General features: G+C 43.2%; 15 protein-coding genes and 1 pseudogene. 14 read left to right on the top strand and 2 right to left on the bottom strand.

The window, feature by feature from the left end; translation table 11 throughout:
- From BN988_RS08730 to BN988_RS08720, 3 genes are all read left to right on the top strand, one after another.
- Positions 1 to 843, top strand: a complete 843-nt coding sequence (locus tag BN988_RS08730) for a carbohydrate ABC transporter permease (RefSeq protein WP_036575263.1) — start codon at positions 1 to 3, stop codon at positions 841 to 843.
- Between the two features lie 412 nt (positions 844 to 1255).
- A complete protein-coding gene (locus BN988_RS08725) occupies positions 1256 to 1618 on the top strand; it encodes a PadR family transcriptional regulator (RefSeq protein WP_036575260.1) in 363 nt (120 codons plus the stop codon).
- Entirely contained in the window at positions 1605 to 2612 is a 1008-nt protein-coding gene (locus BN988_RS08720) for an HAAS signaling domain-containing protein (RefSeq protein ID WP_036575256.1), read from the top strand. The genes BN988_RS08725 and BN988_RS08720 overlap by 14 nt, the downstream gene beginning before the upstream one ends.
- 106 nt (positions 2613 to 2718) lie before the next feature.
- Here the strand turns inward: BN988_RS08720 and BN988_RS08715 are convergent, their stop codons facing one another.
- Positions 2719 to 2940: a hypothetical protein gene (locus BN988_RS08715; RefSeq protein WP_147629698.1), complete on the bottom strand. Its 222-nt coding sequence runs from the start codon at positions 2938 to 2940 to the stop codon at positions 2719 to 2721.
- Between the two features lie 479 nt (positions 2941 to 3419).
- Here BN988_RS08715 and BN988_RS08710 point away from each other — a divergent pair, with 479 nt between their 5' ends.
- From BN988_RS08710 to BN988_RS08675, 9 genes and pseudogenes are all read left to right on the top strand, one after another.
- Complete coding sequence (locus BN988_RS08710; RefSeq protein WP_315970412.1) at positions 3420 to 5462, top strand: glycoside hydrolase family 3 protein; 2043 nt, start codon at positions 3420 to 3422, stop codon at positions 5460 to 5462.
- A gap of 31 nt (positions 5463 to 5493) precedes the next feature.
- A complete protein-coding gene (locus BN988_RS08705) occupies positions 5494 to 5958 on the top strand; it encodes a SipW-dependent-type signal peptide-containing protein (protein WP_036575248.1) in 465 nt (154 codons plus the stop codon).
- On the top strand, positions 5930 to 6490 hold the full coding sequence (gene sipW / locus BN988_RS08700; protein WP_147629696.1) for a signal peptidase I SipW: 561 nt from the start codon (positions 5930 to 5932) through the stop codon (positions 6488 to 6490). The genes BN988_RS08705 and sipW overlap by 29 nt, the downstream gene beginning before the upstream one ends.
- Positions 6491 to 6523: 33 nt before the next feature.
- Positions 6524 to 7111 carry a CalY family protein gene (locus BN988_RS08695; RefSeq protein WP_036575242.1) on the top strand — a complete coding sequence of 196 codons (588 nt, stop codon included), beginning with the start codon at positions 6524 to 6526 and terminating at the stop codon, positions 7109 to 7111.
- Between the two features lie 22 nt (positions 7112 to 7133).
- On the top strand, positions 7134 to 8597 hold the full coding sequence (locus tag BN988_RS08690) for a serine hydrolase domain-containing protein (RefSeq protein ID WP_036575235.1): 1464 nt from the start codon (positions 7134 to 7136) through the stop codon (positions 8595 to 8597).
- 75 nt (positions 8598 to 8672) lie between these two features.
- On the top strand, positions 8673 to 11348 hold the full coding sequence (gene ggt / locus BN988_RS18335) for a gamma-glutamyltransferase (RefSeq protein WP_051557760.1): 2676 nt from the start codon (positions 8673 to 8675) through the stop codon (positions 11346 to 11348).
- A 68-nt stretch (positions 11349 to 11416) separates the two neighbouring features.
- Positions 11417 to 12673, top strand: a pseudogene (locus BN988_RS08680) (exo-beta-N-acetylmuramidase NamZ family protein); the annotation flags it as partial.
- Positions 12650 to 12937 carry an FIMAH domain-containing protein gene (locus BN988_RS19420; RefSeq protein ID WP_390620593.1) on the top strand — a complete coding sequence of 96 codons (288 nt, stop codon included), beginning with the start codon at positions 12650 to 12652 and terminating at the stop codon, positions 12935 to 12937. The pseudogene BN988_RS08680 and the gene BN988_RS19420, both read left to right, overlap by 24 nt.
- Positions 12938 to 13299: 362 nt before the next feature.
- Complete coding sequence (locus BN988_RS08675) at positions 13300 to 14433, top strand: endonuclease/exonuclease/phosphatase family protein (protein WP_036575232.1); 1134 nt, start codon at positions 13300 to 13302, stop codon at positions 14431 to 14433.
- 304 nt (positions 14434 to 14737) lie between these two features.
- On the opposite strand, the gene BN988_RS08670 is transcribed toward BN988_RS08675, so the two are convergent.
- Complete coding sequence (locus BN988_RS08670; RefSeq protein WP_051557759.1) at positions 14738 to 14992, bottom strand: hypothetical protein; 255 nt, start codon at positions 14990 to 14992, stop codon at positions 14738 to 14740.
- Positions 14993 to 15397: 405 nt separating this feature from the next.
- On the opposite strand from BN988_RS08670, the gene putP reads away from it, so the two are divergent.
- Both putP and BN988_RS08660 read left to right on the top strand, forming a co-directional pair.
- Positions 15398 to 16897, top strand: a complete 1500-nt coding sequence (putP, locus tag BN988_RS08665; protein WP_036575229.1) for a sodium/proline symporter PutP — start codon at positions 15398 to 15400, stop codon at positions 16895 to 16897.
- 18 nt (positions 16898 to 16915) lie between these two features.
- Positions 16916 to 17872, top strand: a complete 957-nt coding sequence (locus BN988_RS08660; protein WP_036575226.1) for an agmatinase family protein — start codon at positions 16916 to 16918, stop codon at positions 17870 to 17872.
- Positions 17873 to 18057 lie beyond the last annotated feature (185 nt).

Below are 18057 nucleotides of genomic sequence, written 5' to 3'. Positions count from 1 at the left end.
GTGAAACGAAGCGTCGGCCAGATCCTTGGTAGAACAGGGATACGGATTCCGTTGATCCTTTGGTCATTAGCAGTATTGTATCCGATTTTTTGGATGTTTCTAGGAGCCTTTAAATCCAATGCAGAAATTTATCGAAATCCTTGGGGATTCCCTGAATCCTTCAGTTTTGACAACTTCGTTACTGCTTGGACAAACTATAATATTGATGTTAGTGTCTTCAACAGTTTAATCGTAACCGTAGTGGGAGCTGTTTTAACGCTTGTATTAGCAATCCCCACCGCTTATGCGATTGAGAGAATTAACTTCCGTGGCAGTAAAATATTGTTTACCGTTTACGTGTCTGCCATGATGATCCCTATGGTGCTTGGCTGGATCCCGCTCTTTTTCCTACTATCAGATTTAGGATTATTAGACAATATTTATGGACTGGCGATTGTGTATGCCGTAAGTCAGTTGCCATTTTCCATCTTTGTTCTAACAAGCTTTATTGGTACTATTCCTAGATCTTTAGAGGAATCGGCAGCAATGGATGGCATGTCGCCTTACAAAGTATTATGGAAAATCATCACGCCACTCAGTATGTCAGGAATCATCACTGTTACCATTATGAACGCCATTCAATTTTGGAACGAGTATTTCATGGCACTCATATTCCTGAATTCCAGCGAAAATTATACCCTTGCGTTAGCTATTGACTTTATTAGCAGTGAAGCACAATATACGAATGCCTGGGGGACCTTATTCGCCGGCCTTGTCATCGCCATCGTACCAGTCATCATCCTGTACGCCATCTTCCAAAGACGTATATCCAAGGGCATGACAGAAGGTGCAATTAAAGGTTAATAGAAAACACCAATCCAAATGCGATTGGTGTTTTTTTTGGTTGGATTGTGGTGAGCTTATCCGAGGCGAACTGAGATCATGCGAAGTCGAGCGACAAAGCGGAGAACTCGCGCGGGAAAGCAGGAAAGTCGAGCGACAAAGCGGAGATCTCGCGCGAGAGATCAGGAAAGCCGCGCGGGAAAGCAGGAAAATCGCGTACAAACATTAAATCGTCCAATGCCCCATATTACCAACCAGTACATTTAATTGGTCAATCTCTCCTCCCCTGCCAACCCCTAATACATTAAAACGTACACATAAAATATAAATTATTGTTTCTAATAGTTATCAACACAATAGTTTACAATAAACTTTATTAAGCACTGTACAATAGTGTGCGTCATACACTATAATAAATACAGGAGTTGATCATATGAAAGATGCACATGAGCATTTAGATAAACTAATGCAGGAACTGAGACGGGGAACCATTACGATTGGGGTACTAAGTCAGCTTTCTGAACCGCAGTATGGGTACTCACTCGTGACGTTGCTCGGCGAAAATGGGGTCCATGTAGAACCTGGCACATTATACCCGCTTTTAAGGAGGTTAGAAAAACAAGGCCTATTGCAAAGTGAGTGGGACACCAATGAAGTACGGCCTAGAAAATATTATTTACTCAGTAAGACAGGGAAAGAGGTATATGATCTTCTCGTTGTTGAATGGAAAAGTATTGTGACAAGTTTAAATCATGTGATCGAGAATAAGGGAGATGATATCGATGGAGATGGTTGAACGTTATATCTTTGCAGTTACGCAAAAGCTGCCACAATCACAGAGGAAAGATATAGCTATTGAACTTCGCGGTTTAATTGAAGACATGTTGGAAGATCGGTCTGGAAAAAATCACTACACGGAAAGTGATATAGAAGAAGTATTGCTGGAATTGGGCAGGCCGAAAGAATTAGCGGATAAGTATCGCAACACCAAAAAATACCTGATAGGACCAGAACTTTTTGACTCGTATCTCTATATATTAAAGGTTATATTAGCAGTAGTAGGAATTTCTATAGGTGTTGGATTCGCCATTCAAGTCGTTATCAATCCAGTAAATATTTTAGATCACTTCATTGATATGATTGTTTCCGCTGTTACTGCATTGCCTATGGCTTTTGGGTGGACGACATTTGGATTTGCTGTGGGAGAGTTAATGGGTAATGTGAAAAAGGAAGATTTACAATGGGAAAAAGAAGAGTGGAAGCCAACTAACTTGCCACCGATTCCAGTGGAGCATAGTCGAGTTAAACGCGGTGAAGCCGTAACGAGTATTATTTTCTATGCATTTTTTATCGTACTGTTTTCCTTTTCAAGTGATTATTTAGGCGTTTGGGTTTTTCATGATGAATTTAATGGGGTTGTTCCTTTTTTGAATGAACAAAATTATGGGACCTACCTCGTATTCATTATTTTAATCTTAGGTATTGGAATATTAAACGAATGTTTAAAACTAGCTTTTGGAAAATGGAGCTATAAGTTAGTTTTATATACAACTGTTTCAAATACACTTTCTATGGCTATCATTCTATTCATGGTAACGGCTATGGATTTTTGGAATCCAACGTTCATGAGTGAATTGGTAGAGGCAAACGTCCTTACTGCGGGCAGTGAAGGCTATGATACCGTCGATTGGATTTGGAGTCGGGTAACATTCTGGACTATTGTCATACTAATCATCAGCATAGTCTGGAACGGGGTCGATGGATTTTTAAAAGCTAGAAAAAATAAGTGATAACGCTGTAGGCCTATTGCTACCTGTTCAAGCAGGAGCAATAGGCTTTTTTTACAAAATGTGAAATCATGTATTAAAAGTGAATCGTCACCGCCTCAAAGTGAAGCTACAGCGCCCAGAAGTGAAACCAGAGCGCCCCAAAGTGAATCATCAATGCCCCAAAGTGAAACCACATCACCACAAAGTGAATCATCAATGCCCCAAAGTGAAACCACAGCACAACAAAGTGAAACCACAGCACAACAAAGTGAAACCACAGCACAACAAAGTGAATCATCAACGCCCCAAAGTGAAACCACATCACCCCAAAGTGAATCGTCACCCCCAAAAGTGAAACCACAGCACATCAAACTGAAACCGCCCCCACCAAAATCCACCGCAAAAAATTCTCTCTTCTAACCAAATGCCACACTTCATCAAAATAACGCTAAATTTGTCGAATCCTCGCGTGGAATAATATGTAAATCTAAAGTGAAAATCTTACACAAAGACATCAATCTGCAAAAAGTGTGTAGGAGTACCTAGTGAGATAGTAGGGACAAACTTTCCTGGAAAAAATAGATGCGCCCTCTCTACTAGCACTTCTATCAGTAACTAGTCCCAATATATCAATTTTGAAAACATAGAAAATTTAGACATAATCAAACAACATTTTTAAACAGCTTTTGCTATTGTCTAGATAACCCTATTAGGACACGGGGGATCCTACCTTTGACAAATTTTGAAGGGCGGTGTTTTCATGACTTGGAAATGTTGAGCCAGGAAATGAACCTCGAAATCAAATAAATGAATGAAGGAGGGATTTACTTGAAGCTACGAAAGGTAATCGCGTTTTTGTCAGCAGCTTTACTACTTCTGACACTTCCCATACCAGGGGGAATGAAAAATGTGTCAGCCGCTGAAAAGCAGGATGTAAACGAGGATGAGATTAACGCCATCATAGATGACATGACATTAGAAGAGAAAATTGGGCAGCTGTTTATTGTTCATGTATATGGCCAAACCCCAACTGACCCAAGATACGAGAATACCAATTTAAATAACAACCGCGGTGGGAAGAACTTTCAAGAGGTTATTGAAAACTACCATATCGGTGGGCTAATTTATTTTAATTGGTCGTATAACATCGGCACACCATTGGATCCAGAACAGGTGCAGTCTCTGTCTAATGGCGTACAGGAAATTGCGGTAGAGCAGGATTCCGGCATTCCCTTATTTATTTCGACAGACCAGGAGGGCGGGATTGTCCAACGAGTAACAGAACCTGGGACGGTTTTTCCAGGAAACATGGCAATTGGAGCAACGCGGTCTGAGGAGTTCGCTGCCCTATCTGGAAACATCATCGGTAAAGAGCTGAACAGCTTAGGGATTAACATGAACTTTGCACCAACCGTTGACGTGAACTTGAATCCGGCAAATCCAGTAATCGGAATTCGTTCTTTTGGTGAAGATCCTGAACTGGTTTCGAAGCTTGGTGTCTCGCAAATCAATGCATATAAAGAACAGAATGTAATTGCATCGGCAAAGCATTTTCCAGGACATGGTGACACGGATGTAGATTCCCATTATGGGCTTCCAGTCATTGACCATGATTTGGAAACATTACATGAAGTGGATTTAAAACCATTTAAAGAAGCGATTGATGCTGGGGTTGGTTCGATCATGACAGGACATATTGTCGTGCCAGCATTAGATGACTCAGGGCTTCCGGCAACATTGTCAAAACCGATCATTACTGACTTACTTCGTGAGGAGCTTGGTTATGATGGCTTAATTATCACGGATAGCCTTGGTATGTCTGGTGCGAACGTAGTACCTCCAGACCGTGTTCCGGTAGAATCCTTTAAAGCTGGTGTGGATATTTTATTAAATCCACCAGATGTAGAAGTGGCATATAATGGCATGCTTGAAGCTGTCCAATCCGGGGAAATTTCCGAGGAGCGTGTGGAAGAGTCGGTTTATCGCATTCTTCGGGCAAAAATGGAAAATGGCTTGTTTGAAGAAACACAGACTAGCCCTGACAAGCTAGAGAACATTGGAACAGAAGCCAATTTACAGGCAGCAAAGGATATTGCGGAGAAAAGCATTACTTTAGTTAAAAATGAAGACATATTACCAGTTCAAAACGATGAAAAGGTACTTGTTACTGGTCCATCAGTAGCCAATCCATCCTTGCTTTATCAATTGTTAGAGGAAAAGGGTGTCGATGGACGTAGCTATGCAACGGGTACAAGTCCAACAGACAGTCAGATTGAGCAGGCTGTAGAGCACGCAGCAGATGCAGATAAAATTGTTGTGACGACCTATACGGCGAATACGAATGAAAAGCAACGTGAATTTGTGGAAGCGCTTCAACAGACAGGAAAACCTGTCATTGTTTCGGCCCATCGTAATCCATATGATGTGATGGTATTTCCAGAGGTAGATGGTTATGTTGCTTCCTATAGCTATCTCGATGTGTCAATCAATGCGGTAGCTGGCGTGCTGGTAGGCGACATTAATCCATATGGAAAATTGCCTGTTACGATTCCTGATCTATATAACCTCGGGCATAGCCTGGATTATACAGATACTTCTCTCAGTGGTGAGGGGATGAAGCAGCTTGTCGATGAGTTGGCACAGCAAGATGAAATTGCAGATAGCCAAACGACCAGAGCGCTTACAACACATCTGTCAGCTATTGAACGATTTGAAGAGCGTGAGCTTGGAGATAAGGTTGTGAAGCACTTAGAAAGTTTCCAAGACTTGATTGCTCATTTCCATGAAAACGACAAGATTACCGACAAAGCATACAGCTACCTAGAAACAGAGAGCTTGAAATTGCATGATGTCTGGACAACGCAGGAATAAACTCAACTTAAATCAAACTAGGGGGATGCGTATGCATAGATTAGTGCGAGTGATGGTGCGTTTTTTCACTATCCTATACCTGCTCTTTCTGCTCGTCTCCCAGGTTCATTCTCCCACGTCTGCTTTCTTTACGGCAACTTCTACTGTGGAAGGTGCCGTAACAGCAGGCACCTATGCTGAAGAAGCGCCGATTGAGGGGGAAGAACAACACGCAGAAGAGCATACACAAAAGGATGATACAACACAAGCAGAGGAGGATAAGGGGTCAACGCTTGAAGAGAAGAACATAGACGAGCAATCAGAAGAAGATAGTACATCTGAAACCTCTGAAAATAATGCAGAAAAAGAAGCAGAGGAAAGTAACATGGAGAATGAAAAGCCTGTTGAGGAAGAGGAGGAAGAGCGCGAACCGACAGAACCTGAAACGGTGGAAGAGGACGCGATGAGCGAAGGGGAGGAGAATGAAAATGAAAATGACATTAAAAACGATGAGTAATATCTTGTATACGGTTGTCATTGCTGTGCTGCTTTGTGCTCTGCTCGTCGTGGGCCTCTCCAAAGCTTCCGGTAATGAGGTCAATGTTTTTGGCTATCAAATTAAATCCGTTCTTTCCGGATCAATGGAACCAGGGATTCAGACTGGATCCGTTATTGCGGTGAAAACTGGTGGAGATATGCAACGCTTTTCAGAAGGCGATGTCATCACCTATCGTGCGGAGGACAACATACTGATCACTCACCGAATTATAGAGGTGGAAAACAACGGGCAACAGTATATAACACAAGGGGATGCTAATAATGGCCCTGATGTAAGCCCAGTATTATCAGAGAATGTGGTGGGGCAATATGCCGGGTTTACGATTCCATATGTTGGCTATGTGTTTCAGTTTGCCACGTCATCTGAAGGAGCGGCACTGCTCATGATTCTGCCAGGAATTCTATTGCTCGGATATGCTTTTCTAACCATTAGAAGGACATTGAAACAGGTAAAACATTTACTACAGGAAAAAACGATGGATACAAAATAAGCAGCCATATAAAAATTGGGGAGGAAGTTATAAATGAATATTAAAAAACAATTGGGGTTAGGAATTGCTTCAGCAGCACTAGGTCTTACATTAGTTAGTGGGGGTACATTTGCGTATTTCAGTGATACCGAAACATCAAGTAACACATTTGCTGCAGGAACACTGGATCTCGCGGCAGCACCAACAGAAATTATTGAAGTAGATAATATTAAACCAGGCGATACGATGGTACGTGATTTTGAATTACAAAATAACGGCACACTTGATATTGAAAAGGTATTACTCGATACAGATTATACTGTCACAGATGCAGCAGGAGATAATACAGGAGATTTCGGCGAGCATATTATGGTCGAATTCCTATATAATGCCGACAAACTTGATGAAGTAATTTACCAGACGACATTGGCAGAACTAAAAACCATGACACCTGAAGCAGTAAATGAAAATGTCTTCTTGCCACTGCTTGGTGAAAATGGACTACCAGTTGGAACCATTGATGATCTTGTCGTGCAATTTAATTTTGTAGATAACGGAGAGGACCAAAACGAATTCCAAGGAGACACGTTAAGCCTAGAATGGACGTTCACTGCACAGCAAACAGCCGGAGAAGATAAGTAATTAAACAAGGAGGCGTTTACAGATGAGAAAACAACAAGCGCTATCCATGCTCGTTCTTTTCATGCTCTGTCTGACACTGTTTGTTCCCGTAGCGCCCGTGAAGGCGGAGGCTGCTAGTAATGCGGTGCAAATGCTCCAACAACCTTTGGATGATCTTGACGGAGAGGTGGAGCAAGCGATTGCGGATAAGGTGATGCCAGGGGCGGTCGTGTATATCGCCAAACAAGGCGAAGTCGTTAAACATGACGCTTATGGGTATGCTGCTCGTTACACGGATGATCAATTTACCGAAATGGAAGATCCTGTAGCAATGCAGGAAGATACGATATTTGATATGGCCTCGATTTCCAAACTGTTTACAGCAACAGCTGTTATGCAGTTATGGGATGAAGGATTATTTGAATTAGAAGACCCGGTGCAACAGTATATTCCGGAATTCACGGGGGAAGGCAAAGAAGAAGTTACGATCAGGCAACTACTCACACATACTTCTGGATTTGCCCCAAGTCCTAGTGAACGCCTTGATAAAGTGGAAGGGGATCGCGCTGACAGGTTAGATTATGTATTGCGCGAGCCGCTTCAGCAAGCGCCGGGTGCCGATTATGTGTACAGTGATGTGAATTACCTGACACTAGGCGTGCTCATTGAACGCCTTAGTGGTGAGCGCCAGGATGTCTTTGTAGAAAGGAAAATCACGGGACCACTACAGATGCAGGATACGATGTATAATCCACCAGAATCACTTAAATCGCGCATCGCTGCTACCGAATATCAGCCATGGACAAATCGTGGTGTCGTTTGGGGAAGTGTGCATGATGAAAATGCTTGGTCATTGGATGGCGTAGCAGGACAGGCTGGCATTTTTAGTAGTGCAGCAGATTTAGCTGTTTTCGCGCAAATGATGCTAGAACAAGGCACCTATGCTGGGGAAGAGATTCTCTCCGAGGAAGCAGTTGAACTGATGAAAACAAACTGGAATGAAGCCTATCCTGGCCAAGACCAAGGACTGGGCTGGGAATTAAATCAATCATGGTACATGGATGATCTGGCTGAACATAATACGTTGGGCCACACAGGTTATACCGGAACATCGATTGTAGTAAGCCCGAATCATGAGACGGTGACAATTTTGCTAACAAACCGTGTCCATCCAACAAGAGAAACATTTTCTACCAACGGTATTCGGAAAAAGGTATCGCAAAAGACAGCAGATGCTATTTATGCATGGAGTGCAGAAAGCATGCAGGACATGGTAGAACGATTGCTTACAAGGGAGGAAATAGATGCGAACTCAGCTAGATCCCTCGGCTTGCATTTAACGGTAATTAGTCACTATGAGCAGCAAGGGAATCAAGAAAAAGTATTAAAGCATCTTGCCGGTTTCCAACAGTTAGTCGATTATTTATACGAGGAAGATGCATTTAATGACGCCACCTATGAGGACCTCGTACGTACAGCAACTTATTTGAATATGAAGTGGCAATAGATATTCGCTATAAGCAGTGAGGAGCATGAAGTCACCCCTCACTGTTTCCTTTTAAGCGCGAAAAGGAGGAGAAACATGAAGAAGAAGTCTAGATTATTATCAATCCTGCTTATCATTGGAATGTTGTTTAGTATCCCGGTGTCTGCGGTTTCTGCTGTCAGCAGTCCTGATGATAATACGGAATATGAACCGGAGAATCCAGGGGTTCAGCCCGAACAAATCGATGTTGGGGATAAAGGCATGGTCGTCTCCGCACATCCGCTAGCTTCTGAGATTGGAGCAGATGTTTTAAAACGCGGAGGTAACGCGGTAGATGCAGCAGTTGCCATGCAATTTGCTTTGAATGTGGCAGAACCGATGATGTCGGGAATCGGCGGTGGTGGCTTTATGATGTATTACGATGCCCAGACCGAGGATGTCTCGATCATTAATAGTAGAGAGCGCGCACCACAAGGGGCTACACCCGATATGTTTATTGATAAAAGCAATATCGTGGAAGAGCCAGGAAAGTTTCTACTCGGGGCAAATGAACTGAGTGATGAAGTGCGCAACGAATTCCATGTTGCAGAAGTGCAAGTGGAAGACCTCGTAACAGGAGAGCATGTTTTTAGCTCTGATTTTACAGGAGAGAATGCTGCACCGTGGGACGCTGAAAAATTTGAGTTGTTGGAGCGGGGCACGGCGTTTCGCCTAAATGAAGCAGGAGGAAACATCCATTTTGGAGCACCATATGGCAGCAATTCCACTTCATTCGGTCAAGCTACCTCTGTGATGGATTCAGTAGAAGATAGCGAATTATTTATTCGTTTTCGCACCGATGACCCTGGAGACGATAGAAGACTTCGCCTATGGTTGCGTGCAGATGCGTTCCGTTCCACGGGGTCTACCTATGCTCGCAATGGGTATGGGGTAGAAATCAATACAAATACAAGTGAACTTAAATTAATTCAAGCTAAAGACGGCCAAAACTCCACGTTGGACACCGTTTCCTTTGACCGGACAACAGATTGGCAATCACTTCGTTTCCGTGTAGAGGATGATGAACTGAAGGTTCGTCAATGGGAAGAAAACGAAGAAGAGCCTGAGGAATGGGATATAGAGGCGATTGCAGGTACGGTAATTCCTTTTTCTGAGCGTGTACAAAGCGGAAAATCGGTTGGCGTTCCTGGGACCTTAAAGGGATTAGAGACAGCTCTTGATAACTGGGGTTCGATTCCAATGGAAGACTTAATTCAGCCTTCGATTGATATGGCGGAACAGGGTATTCCTGTGAATTGGGTACTCGCAAATGCAATTGCCAGTAATGAAAGTAAATTAGCCCGAACAGCTGCTGGGGATGTGTTTTTACCAGGTGGCACTCCACTGGAAGAAGGAGATATCCTTGTACAGGAGGACTTGGCTAAAACATTTAAGTTAATTCGGGATCAAGGATCAGATGCTCTTTTCAACGGAGAAATTGGCGAAGCGCTTGCTACAGAAGTTCAGGCATTCGGCGGGAGCATGGATACTGCGGACCTAAGTCGATATGATGTGACGGAGGACGAACCCGTGTGGGGCGCTTACCAAGGATATGACATTGCATCCATGCCGCCACCAAGCTCTGGAGGACTAACTATGCTACAGCTGTTAAAGATGTTTGAGCAGTTGGATCTTACACAGCATGACGTGAAATCTCCAATGAAGTACCACTATATGGCGGAAGCAATGCACCTTGCGTATGCCGATCGGGGTGCTTATATGGGAGACCCTGAATATGTGGAGGTACCGAGAGAAGGATTACTTGATCCAAATTATGTAGCAGAACGAGTGGCAACCATTGACCCAGAAGCTGCTAACCCGAACGTAGAGCCAGGAAATCCGTGGGAATATCAGGACGGAGAAGCACCAGAGGTTGTCACACAGGTAGATGACAAGGTAGATGGAGAAACAACGCATTTTACGGTTGCCGATCAATGGGGAAATCTTGTTTCCTATACAACGACCATTGAGCAGGTGTTTGGATCAGGCATCATGGTACCGGGCTATGGCATTATGCTAAATAATGAACTGACCGACTTTGATGCCATTCCAGGTGGAGCAAATGAAGTGCAGCCTAATAAGCGGCCACTTAGCAGCATGACACCTTCCATTGTTTTACAAGACGGAGAACCTTATATGACGGTTGGCTCACCAGGAGGCGCCACCATCATTACCTCTGTAACACAGACACTTGTCAATGTACTTGGATATGAAATGGATTTAAAAGATGCGATTGAAGAACCACGTATTTACAGTAATAGCTATCCAAGCATTCGTTGGGAGTATGGCGTGCCGGAAAACATTCGCGATTTATTAGAGCAAATGGGGCACTCCTGGGAAGAAACCCCAAGAGAGATTGGCAACGTAAACAGTATTTTACTTCATGATGAAACGTATAGTGGTGCAGCGGATTCTACTAGAGAAGGCACAGCAATTGGCATCTCAGCTGAAGATCTTCCATCCATATCGAAATTGAAGCAGTTAGTAGCGCAGTTTGCAGACAATGGAGAAATCAATAATGAGCAAACAGAAAGACTTCTGCTTACCCATTTAACAGCAGTGGAGCGATTTGCAAATCAAGATCGCCTAGATAAAGCAAGTAAGCATATGCAGGTGCTGACTCAGTTGCTCGATGTTCAGCATGATAATGGAAAAATTTCCGAACAGGCAAAAGAGGAGCTAACAGAAAATGCAGAGGCTCTCTTACTGATTTGGCAAAAAGCACGAAATTAAGCAAAAGGCGGGGGAGGAGCTCTGTATCCTCCCGGCCTTTTACTAAACAAATAAGGGAGGCGTTCACCTTGAAGAAAACGATTATTCTGGTAATAAGTCTATGCTTCGTTCTCGGTTCATTGTCAGGGGTAGTGGCAGATAAGCTAAAGAACAATAACAATGCTGATGGTGATGAATTAAAGCTCGGTGTGGAAGTATTGCTTGAACAGCATAAAGATTTAATCGAAGGGAAGCGGGTTGGACTGATTACCAATCCAACAGGAGTTGATCAAGAGTTAAACAGTATTGTCGATACATTGCATAATGATCCAGATGTTGAACTAACAGCCCTTTATGGTCCTGAACATGGGGTGCGAGGTGATGCGCAGGCAGGGGATTATGTAGAATACTATATCGATGAAGAAACAGGTTTACCAGTATATAGCTTGTATGGCCAAACTAGAAAACCAACACCAGAGATGCTAGAAGATGTGGATGTTTTGTTATTTGACATTCAAGATGTTGGCGCTAGATTCTATACGTATATTTACACAATGGCGTATGCAATGGAAGCAGCACAGGAAAACGATGTGGAATTTCTCGTGCTTGATCGCCCCAACCCACTTGGAGGTAACAGCGTCGAAGGTCCTGTCCTTGACCCAGAATATGCTTCCTTTGTCGGGAACTATCCAATTCCATTACGACACGGCATGACGGTAGGGGAATTGGCCAAGTTATTTAATGAAGAGTTTGATATTGGAGCAGATCTGACAGTCGTTGAAATGGATGGCTGGAAGCGGGGACAATATTATGATGATACAGAGCTTGAGTTTGTACTACCATCACCAAACATGCCGACACTTGATACAGCACTTGTGTATCCAGGGGCTGCTTTAATAGAAGGAACGAATGTGTCAGAAGGACGAGGGACTACAAAGCCATTTGAATTAATCGGTGCGCCGTTTGTAAATAGTACAGACTATGCAGCGGCATTAAACAACCTTGAACTAGAAGGTGTGACCTTCCGTGCGGCCTCCTTCACTCCGACGTTTTCCAAGCATAGTGGTACATTAAGCCATGGGGTGCAAATTCATGTGACAGATAAAAAGGCATACGACCCTGTTGTGACTGGGTTGCATATCGTAAAAACGTTACATGACATGTACCCGAATGATTTTGCATTTCGTGCTGAAAGCAGTGCAGGCGTGTCATTCTTTGATAACCTAATTGGTAACGGCTGGGTACGGGAAGCAATAGAAAATGGAGAAACAGTTGAATCAATGGTTGATCAGTGGAAAGGGGATCTGCAAGAATTTAAAGAAGTGCGTAGAGACTATCTTGTTTACACTGTCAGCACAGCTGATTTGAAAAATTCGATTGAAGCATTTGTTGACTCGGGCGAACTTAAAAATGATGCAGCTCGTAAGCTAAACTTGCATCTTACCGCTGTTGAAAGATATGAGGAAGGTGCGGATGCCACTAAAGTAGCAAAGCATGCAGAAAGCTTCCTTCTATTATTGGATCAGCAATTAGAAGCCGAACGCATTTCCGAAAGCGCTTACGAATACCTTTATAGTGACGCAACCGATATGTTAGCGATGTGGAATTAATAGAATTGTCAGTGCTCAATAAAGATAATAATTTTCAGCATCGCTTCTGCAGAACACTCCGCTTTCCACGGGCACGGCCTCAGCCTCGTCGTGGAAAAGGCACCACTCCGGGGTCTTCAGCTCGTGCTTTTCCCGTAGGACAAGGAGAGCTTCGACAGCTTCACTTCGCACGAAGAAAATTGCTTTGGATTTTCGAGGAGTCTACGTGTTCTGCCTACGCTAAGATTAGTGTATAAACATACAAAACCCGAACTAAGCAAACCTTTACTCAAGAATTTGCATTATAGTTCGGGTTATTATTTAGCGGGGATGCATTTGTCCCAATACTGTCTTTTATAAAATAATAGAGGGGAGTAGATTTAATGAAAAAGGCGTTGTTGTTTGTGGCTGGATTTGTGGCATTACTGTGGGTATCTCTTTCTCCTTCGTATGAAACGTATGCGGTGCAAGGTTCAAGTCAGTTGGAAGAAACTACTGTGAAGGTGGCGACATATAACGTTGCAGCGGGGAGGGGGACAGATGGGGCGTATAATTTGGAGAGAATTGCTACAGCCATTGAGAATACAGGCGCGGATATTATCGGCTTACAGGAAGTAGATGTCAACTGGGGAGACCGCAGCAACAATGATAACATGGTGGCATTACTTGCTGAACGTTTAGATATGGAATATTATTTTGCCCCAATCTATGACTTTGACCCAGCTGATGAAGGGGAACCACGCAGGCAATTTGGTGTAGCAGTACTGAGTAAGTATCCAATTACCGACGCTGCAAATAGAGAGATTGCAAGATTATCTACCCAAGACCCGGATCCTGTACCTAAACCTGCACCAGGATTCCTTGAAGCACAGATTAATGTGGATGGCGCAGAAGTGGCATTTTATGTGACACATTTAGACTACAGGGCAGATCCTATTGTAAGAGAAATGCAGGTTGCGGACATGAAAGAAATCATGGCAGCGCATACCTATAGTATTCTCGTTGGCGATATGAACGCGAGACCTGATGCACCTGAACTCCAACCATTATTTCAGAAATATGCGGATGCTTGGAAATGGAGTGTAGAAGAAGATGGGTACACGTATCCTGCTGCCTCGCCTGACCGGAGAATTGATTATGTATTTGCTTCTCCAAGGATTGAAGTCCATTCTGCTACTAAGATGTCTAGCCAAGCAGCGGATCACCTACCAGTCGTTGCCGAAGTTTCATTAATTGAAGGAAGTCATTCTTACAATCTAGAAGGTACGGAATGGCTAGTTGACCACTTTATAGAGCATGGCGATATTCAAGGTACAGAAACTTCTACCCTGTTACACAACCATTTGCGAGCACTGAACTATTATAAAAGGCAAGGGAAGAATGAAAAACTAGTAAAGCATTTGCAAGGTATAACGGTATTGCTTGATTATGAAAAAGAAAAGGGCCATATTTCCGGTAAGGCTTGGGAGGAGCTGTCGAGCGATATAGATTATTTTAAAGAAAAATGGAATCAATAACGTAGGAAAGAGAATGAGACAAAAGTTCTCTTAACACATGAAATCCCGAACTATCTTGCAAATCCGTTAATAAAGGTTTGCCTAGTTCGGGTTTTCTTATTTTAGCGTAGGCAGAACGCGAAGACTCCAACGGGAACAGCACGAGTCCGAAGACCCCGGAGTGGTGTCCTTTCCACGAGGAGGCTGAGGCCGTTCCCGTGAAAGCGGAGTGTTCCGCCGAAGCGGTGCTAAAGCTTATTATTCGTATTTAAGCATAGACGATTTAGTTATGTCCCAGCCTCTTTCTGATTGTACAAACCCATAGTCAAAATGGTAGGTCTTCTGAATCTATCTCGGGTGAAATTTCTTTACACTTTCCTTTTTCTGCTATCCCCTGTTCTTCTGCTTCTTCCCAAGTTATCCCATAAGGGAACCCAGCCTCTGTATAACCTGCTATAAAGGCAAACATTTCATCACTATCCTCTAAAAATTGGTGCTCTACCATTTGTTTTTCTTTTGACTTTTTTAATCCTCGCTTATTCTTCACATTACGAGTACGGATCTCTTTTTGTTTACTCATCTCACACCTCTAATGGAAAGTATATAAGGTAAACCTTGTATTTACAATGAATAACGTTTAAGTTCACGGTTATTTCCGATTAAATGAAATTTTCTAACTGTTATGTTAATATGATATAGATAAAGTGAAACTTCAATCAGTGGGGGTTTTTGTTCTCCCCCCACTGATTGTTAGTTGAACGAATCGGGGTGTTAGCGTCCGTTTACTCCCATTAAAAACTAACGTTTTCACTTCGCGTTTTGAAGTTGGAGTCTTACGGACGCTTGCACCGGGATAAAGACAAAGGAGGAATACGATGGAATATGCAATTGGTGGATGGACATTATTTTGGTTTGCCGTTCCCCTGCCGCTATTGGTAGTCTGGGCAGTGATTACCTTTTTCACGGAAAAGGGGGATGACACGAAATGAACGCCACGTTGATAACATTTATTTTTTACCTTGTTGGAATGATTGTCATCGGAATTATTACGTACAGAATGACAAACACATTATCAGATTATGTACTCGGTGGCAGAAAGCTAAATAGCTGGGTTGCTGCATTTTCAGCATCAGCGAGTGATTTTAGTGGCTGGCTCTTAATTGGTTTGCCTGGTGCGGCTTATGCGGCAGGTCTTGGACAATGGAGCTTATGGATTGCGATTGGTCTGGCAGTTGGTGCCATGATTAACTGGCAATATGTAGCAAAACGGCTACGTGTTTACACCGAATACTCTAATAACTCCATTACATTACCACAGTTTTTTGAAAACCGATTTCGAGATAAGTCACATTTATTACGCGTGATTTCCGCAGCATTTATTTTAGCTTTTTTCTTATTTTATACAGCTTCAGGACTTGTAGCTGGGGCGAAATTATTCCAGGGAACTTTTGATATGGATTATCATTTTGCTTTAACAGTTGGTGCCATTATTATCGTTTCCTATACCTTTTTGGGCGGATTCCTGGCAGTTAGCTATACAGATTTTGTCCAAGGTGTACTTATGTCAGCAGCACTTTTATTTACTTCCATTTATGGTTTGATTGAGATTGGTGGATTTGGGGAATTATTTAACCAGCTTGGGCAAATAACCCCCAACTTAATTGATGCGTTCTCAGCAACAGATTATAACCAACCAGAAGGGGTATTTTGGGAGCCTTTAGGGGCGATCGGAGCGGTTGGAATTATTTCTGCATTGGCGTGGGGTCTTGGGTATTTTGGTCAACCACACATCCTAGCTCGTTTTATGGCAATCCGTTCTCATAAAGAAGTTCGTAAAGCACGTTTGATCAGTGTAGCTTTTGGACTCGTTATTCCGCTATATGGTGCGTTAATTGTCGGGATGCTCGGTATCGTAACATTTAATGAGCCTCTTGCCGATTCTGAGCAAGTTTTTATACAGCTCGTACAAGTTGTTTATAATCCATGGGTTGCCGGAATATTACTTGCAGCAGTACTTGCAGCGATTATGAGTACGGTTGACTCACAATTACTTGTCTCATCCAGTGCCCTATCTGAGGATTTTTACAGAAGATATCTTCGCAAAAATGCATCTGATAAAGAACTCGTATGGGTTGGACGGATTTCCGTTCTTGTCATTGCGATTATCGCGATCATGCTTGCATGGAATGAAACAAGCTCTGTGCTTGATCTTGTAAGCTATGCATGGGCAGGATTTGGTGCAACGTTTGGACCAGCTGTTCTGTTTTCCTTATTCTGGAGAAAGATGTCTCGAAACGGTGCGGTCGCCGGAATTATCGTGGGTGGTGTAACAGTCTTCCTATGGCCGTTGACCGGATCTGCTTTATACGAGATCGTGCCAGGTTTTGTGCTATCAAGTATTGCGATTATTTTATTCAGTTTGATTGGAAAAGGACCTTCCAAGGAGATGCGGGAAGAATACGATAAAGTTGCAGGCGTAAAATAACGTTAGGAGTGATACAGCATGAGTCAAAATAAATTATACGGCAATACACCTTGCTATCTTAATGGAAAAAAAGTGAAATTAGGAAAAGATGATGTTAATGATCGCGATGTCCTCATTTACGGTGTCCCATGGGAGGGAGCCGTAACCTGGGGAGATTACACGGGCTGTGAGCTAGGACCAAAGGCTATCCGGCTGAACTCTGCAAGGTATTCAGGCTATTTGCCGGAACTAGATGACATCGATGTGCTTTCCCATTATACAATTGGCGATCTTGGGGACGTAGATGTGGTGCCAGCAGATACAATCGAGACGATGAAACGAATTGAGGACTTTGCCTCTGGCGTTTGGAAAACAGGGAAATTCCCTGTCGCTTTCGGTGGCGATCATGGCATCACTTATCCGATCGTAAAAGCGTTAAGTGAAGAAGTAGACGGCAAAGTGGGGGTCATTCATCTGGATGCTCACTATGACAACTATAAAGAATATGAAGGCGACCTATATGCAAGAAGCACACCATTCCACCGCATTTATGAAAGTGAAAGTGTACGAAATGAAAGCATTGTCCATATGGGAATCCACGGACCAAGGAACGCGCCCGAAACAGGGAAATATGCGAAGGAAGTCGGCGCGACTACTATCTCTGTTAGAGAAGTACGTAAAGCAAAGGATCTTGCAGCTTTAGCAGAGAAAGCATATAAAATTGCCAGTGAAGGAACAGAAGCTGTTTACCTAAGCATTTGCAGTGATGTTCTGGATTTTGCATTTAATCCAGGAGGCCCAGTAGATGGAAATGGCCTCACTTCTTATGAGTTGTTGGAGCTCGTACACGAGTTCGCCAAGATGGGGATTCGCGGAATGGACTACGTGGAAGTTTATCCGCAACAGGATACCAATGACAACTCCTCCCATTTCGTCACATACGCCGTGCTCTATGCATTGGCTGGTAATATCTTACATGAAAAAGCAGCGAAATAATGGATTAAGCCACTTCCTTGAGGGGAAGTGGTTTTTTTGATGAAAGAGCACACTCAAGCTTGAAGTAAAACATTAACCCAAAAGAGCGACGCAGCAATCTCGGGAAGAGACGCATGGCCCCCGACAAAAGGCGCAGCAACTCCGGCAAGAGACGCCCCGACCTCAAGAAGAGACGCAGCAACTCC

It is taken from the genome of Oceanobacillus picturae (genome assembly GCF_000612865.1).
GTDB classification, from domain to species: domain Bacteria; phylum Bacillota; class Bacilli; order Bacillales; family Amphibacillaceae; genus Oceanobacillus_B; species Oceanobacillus_B jordanicus.
This window is presented reverse-complemented; position numbering and strand designations above follow the sequence as displayed.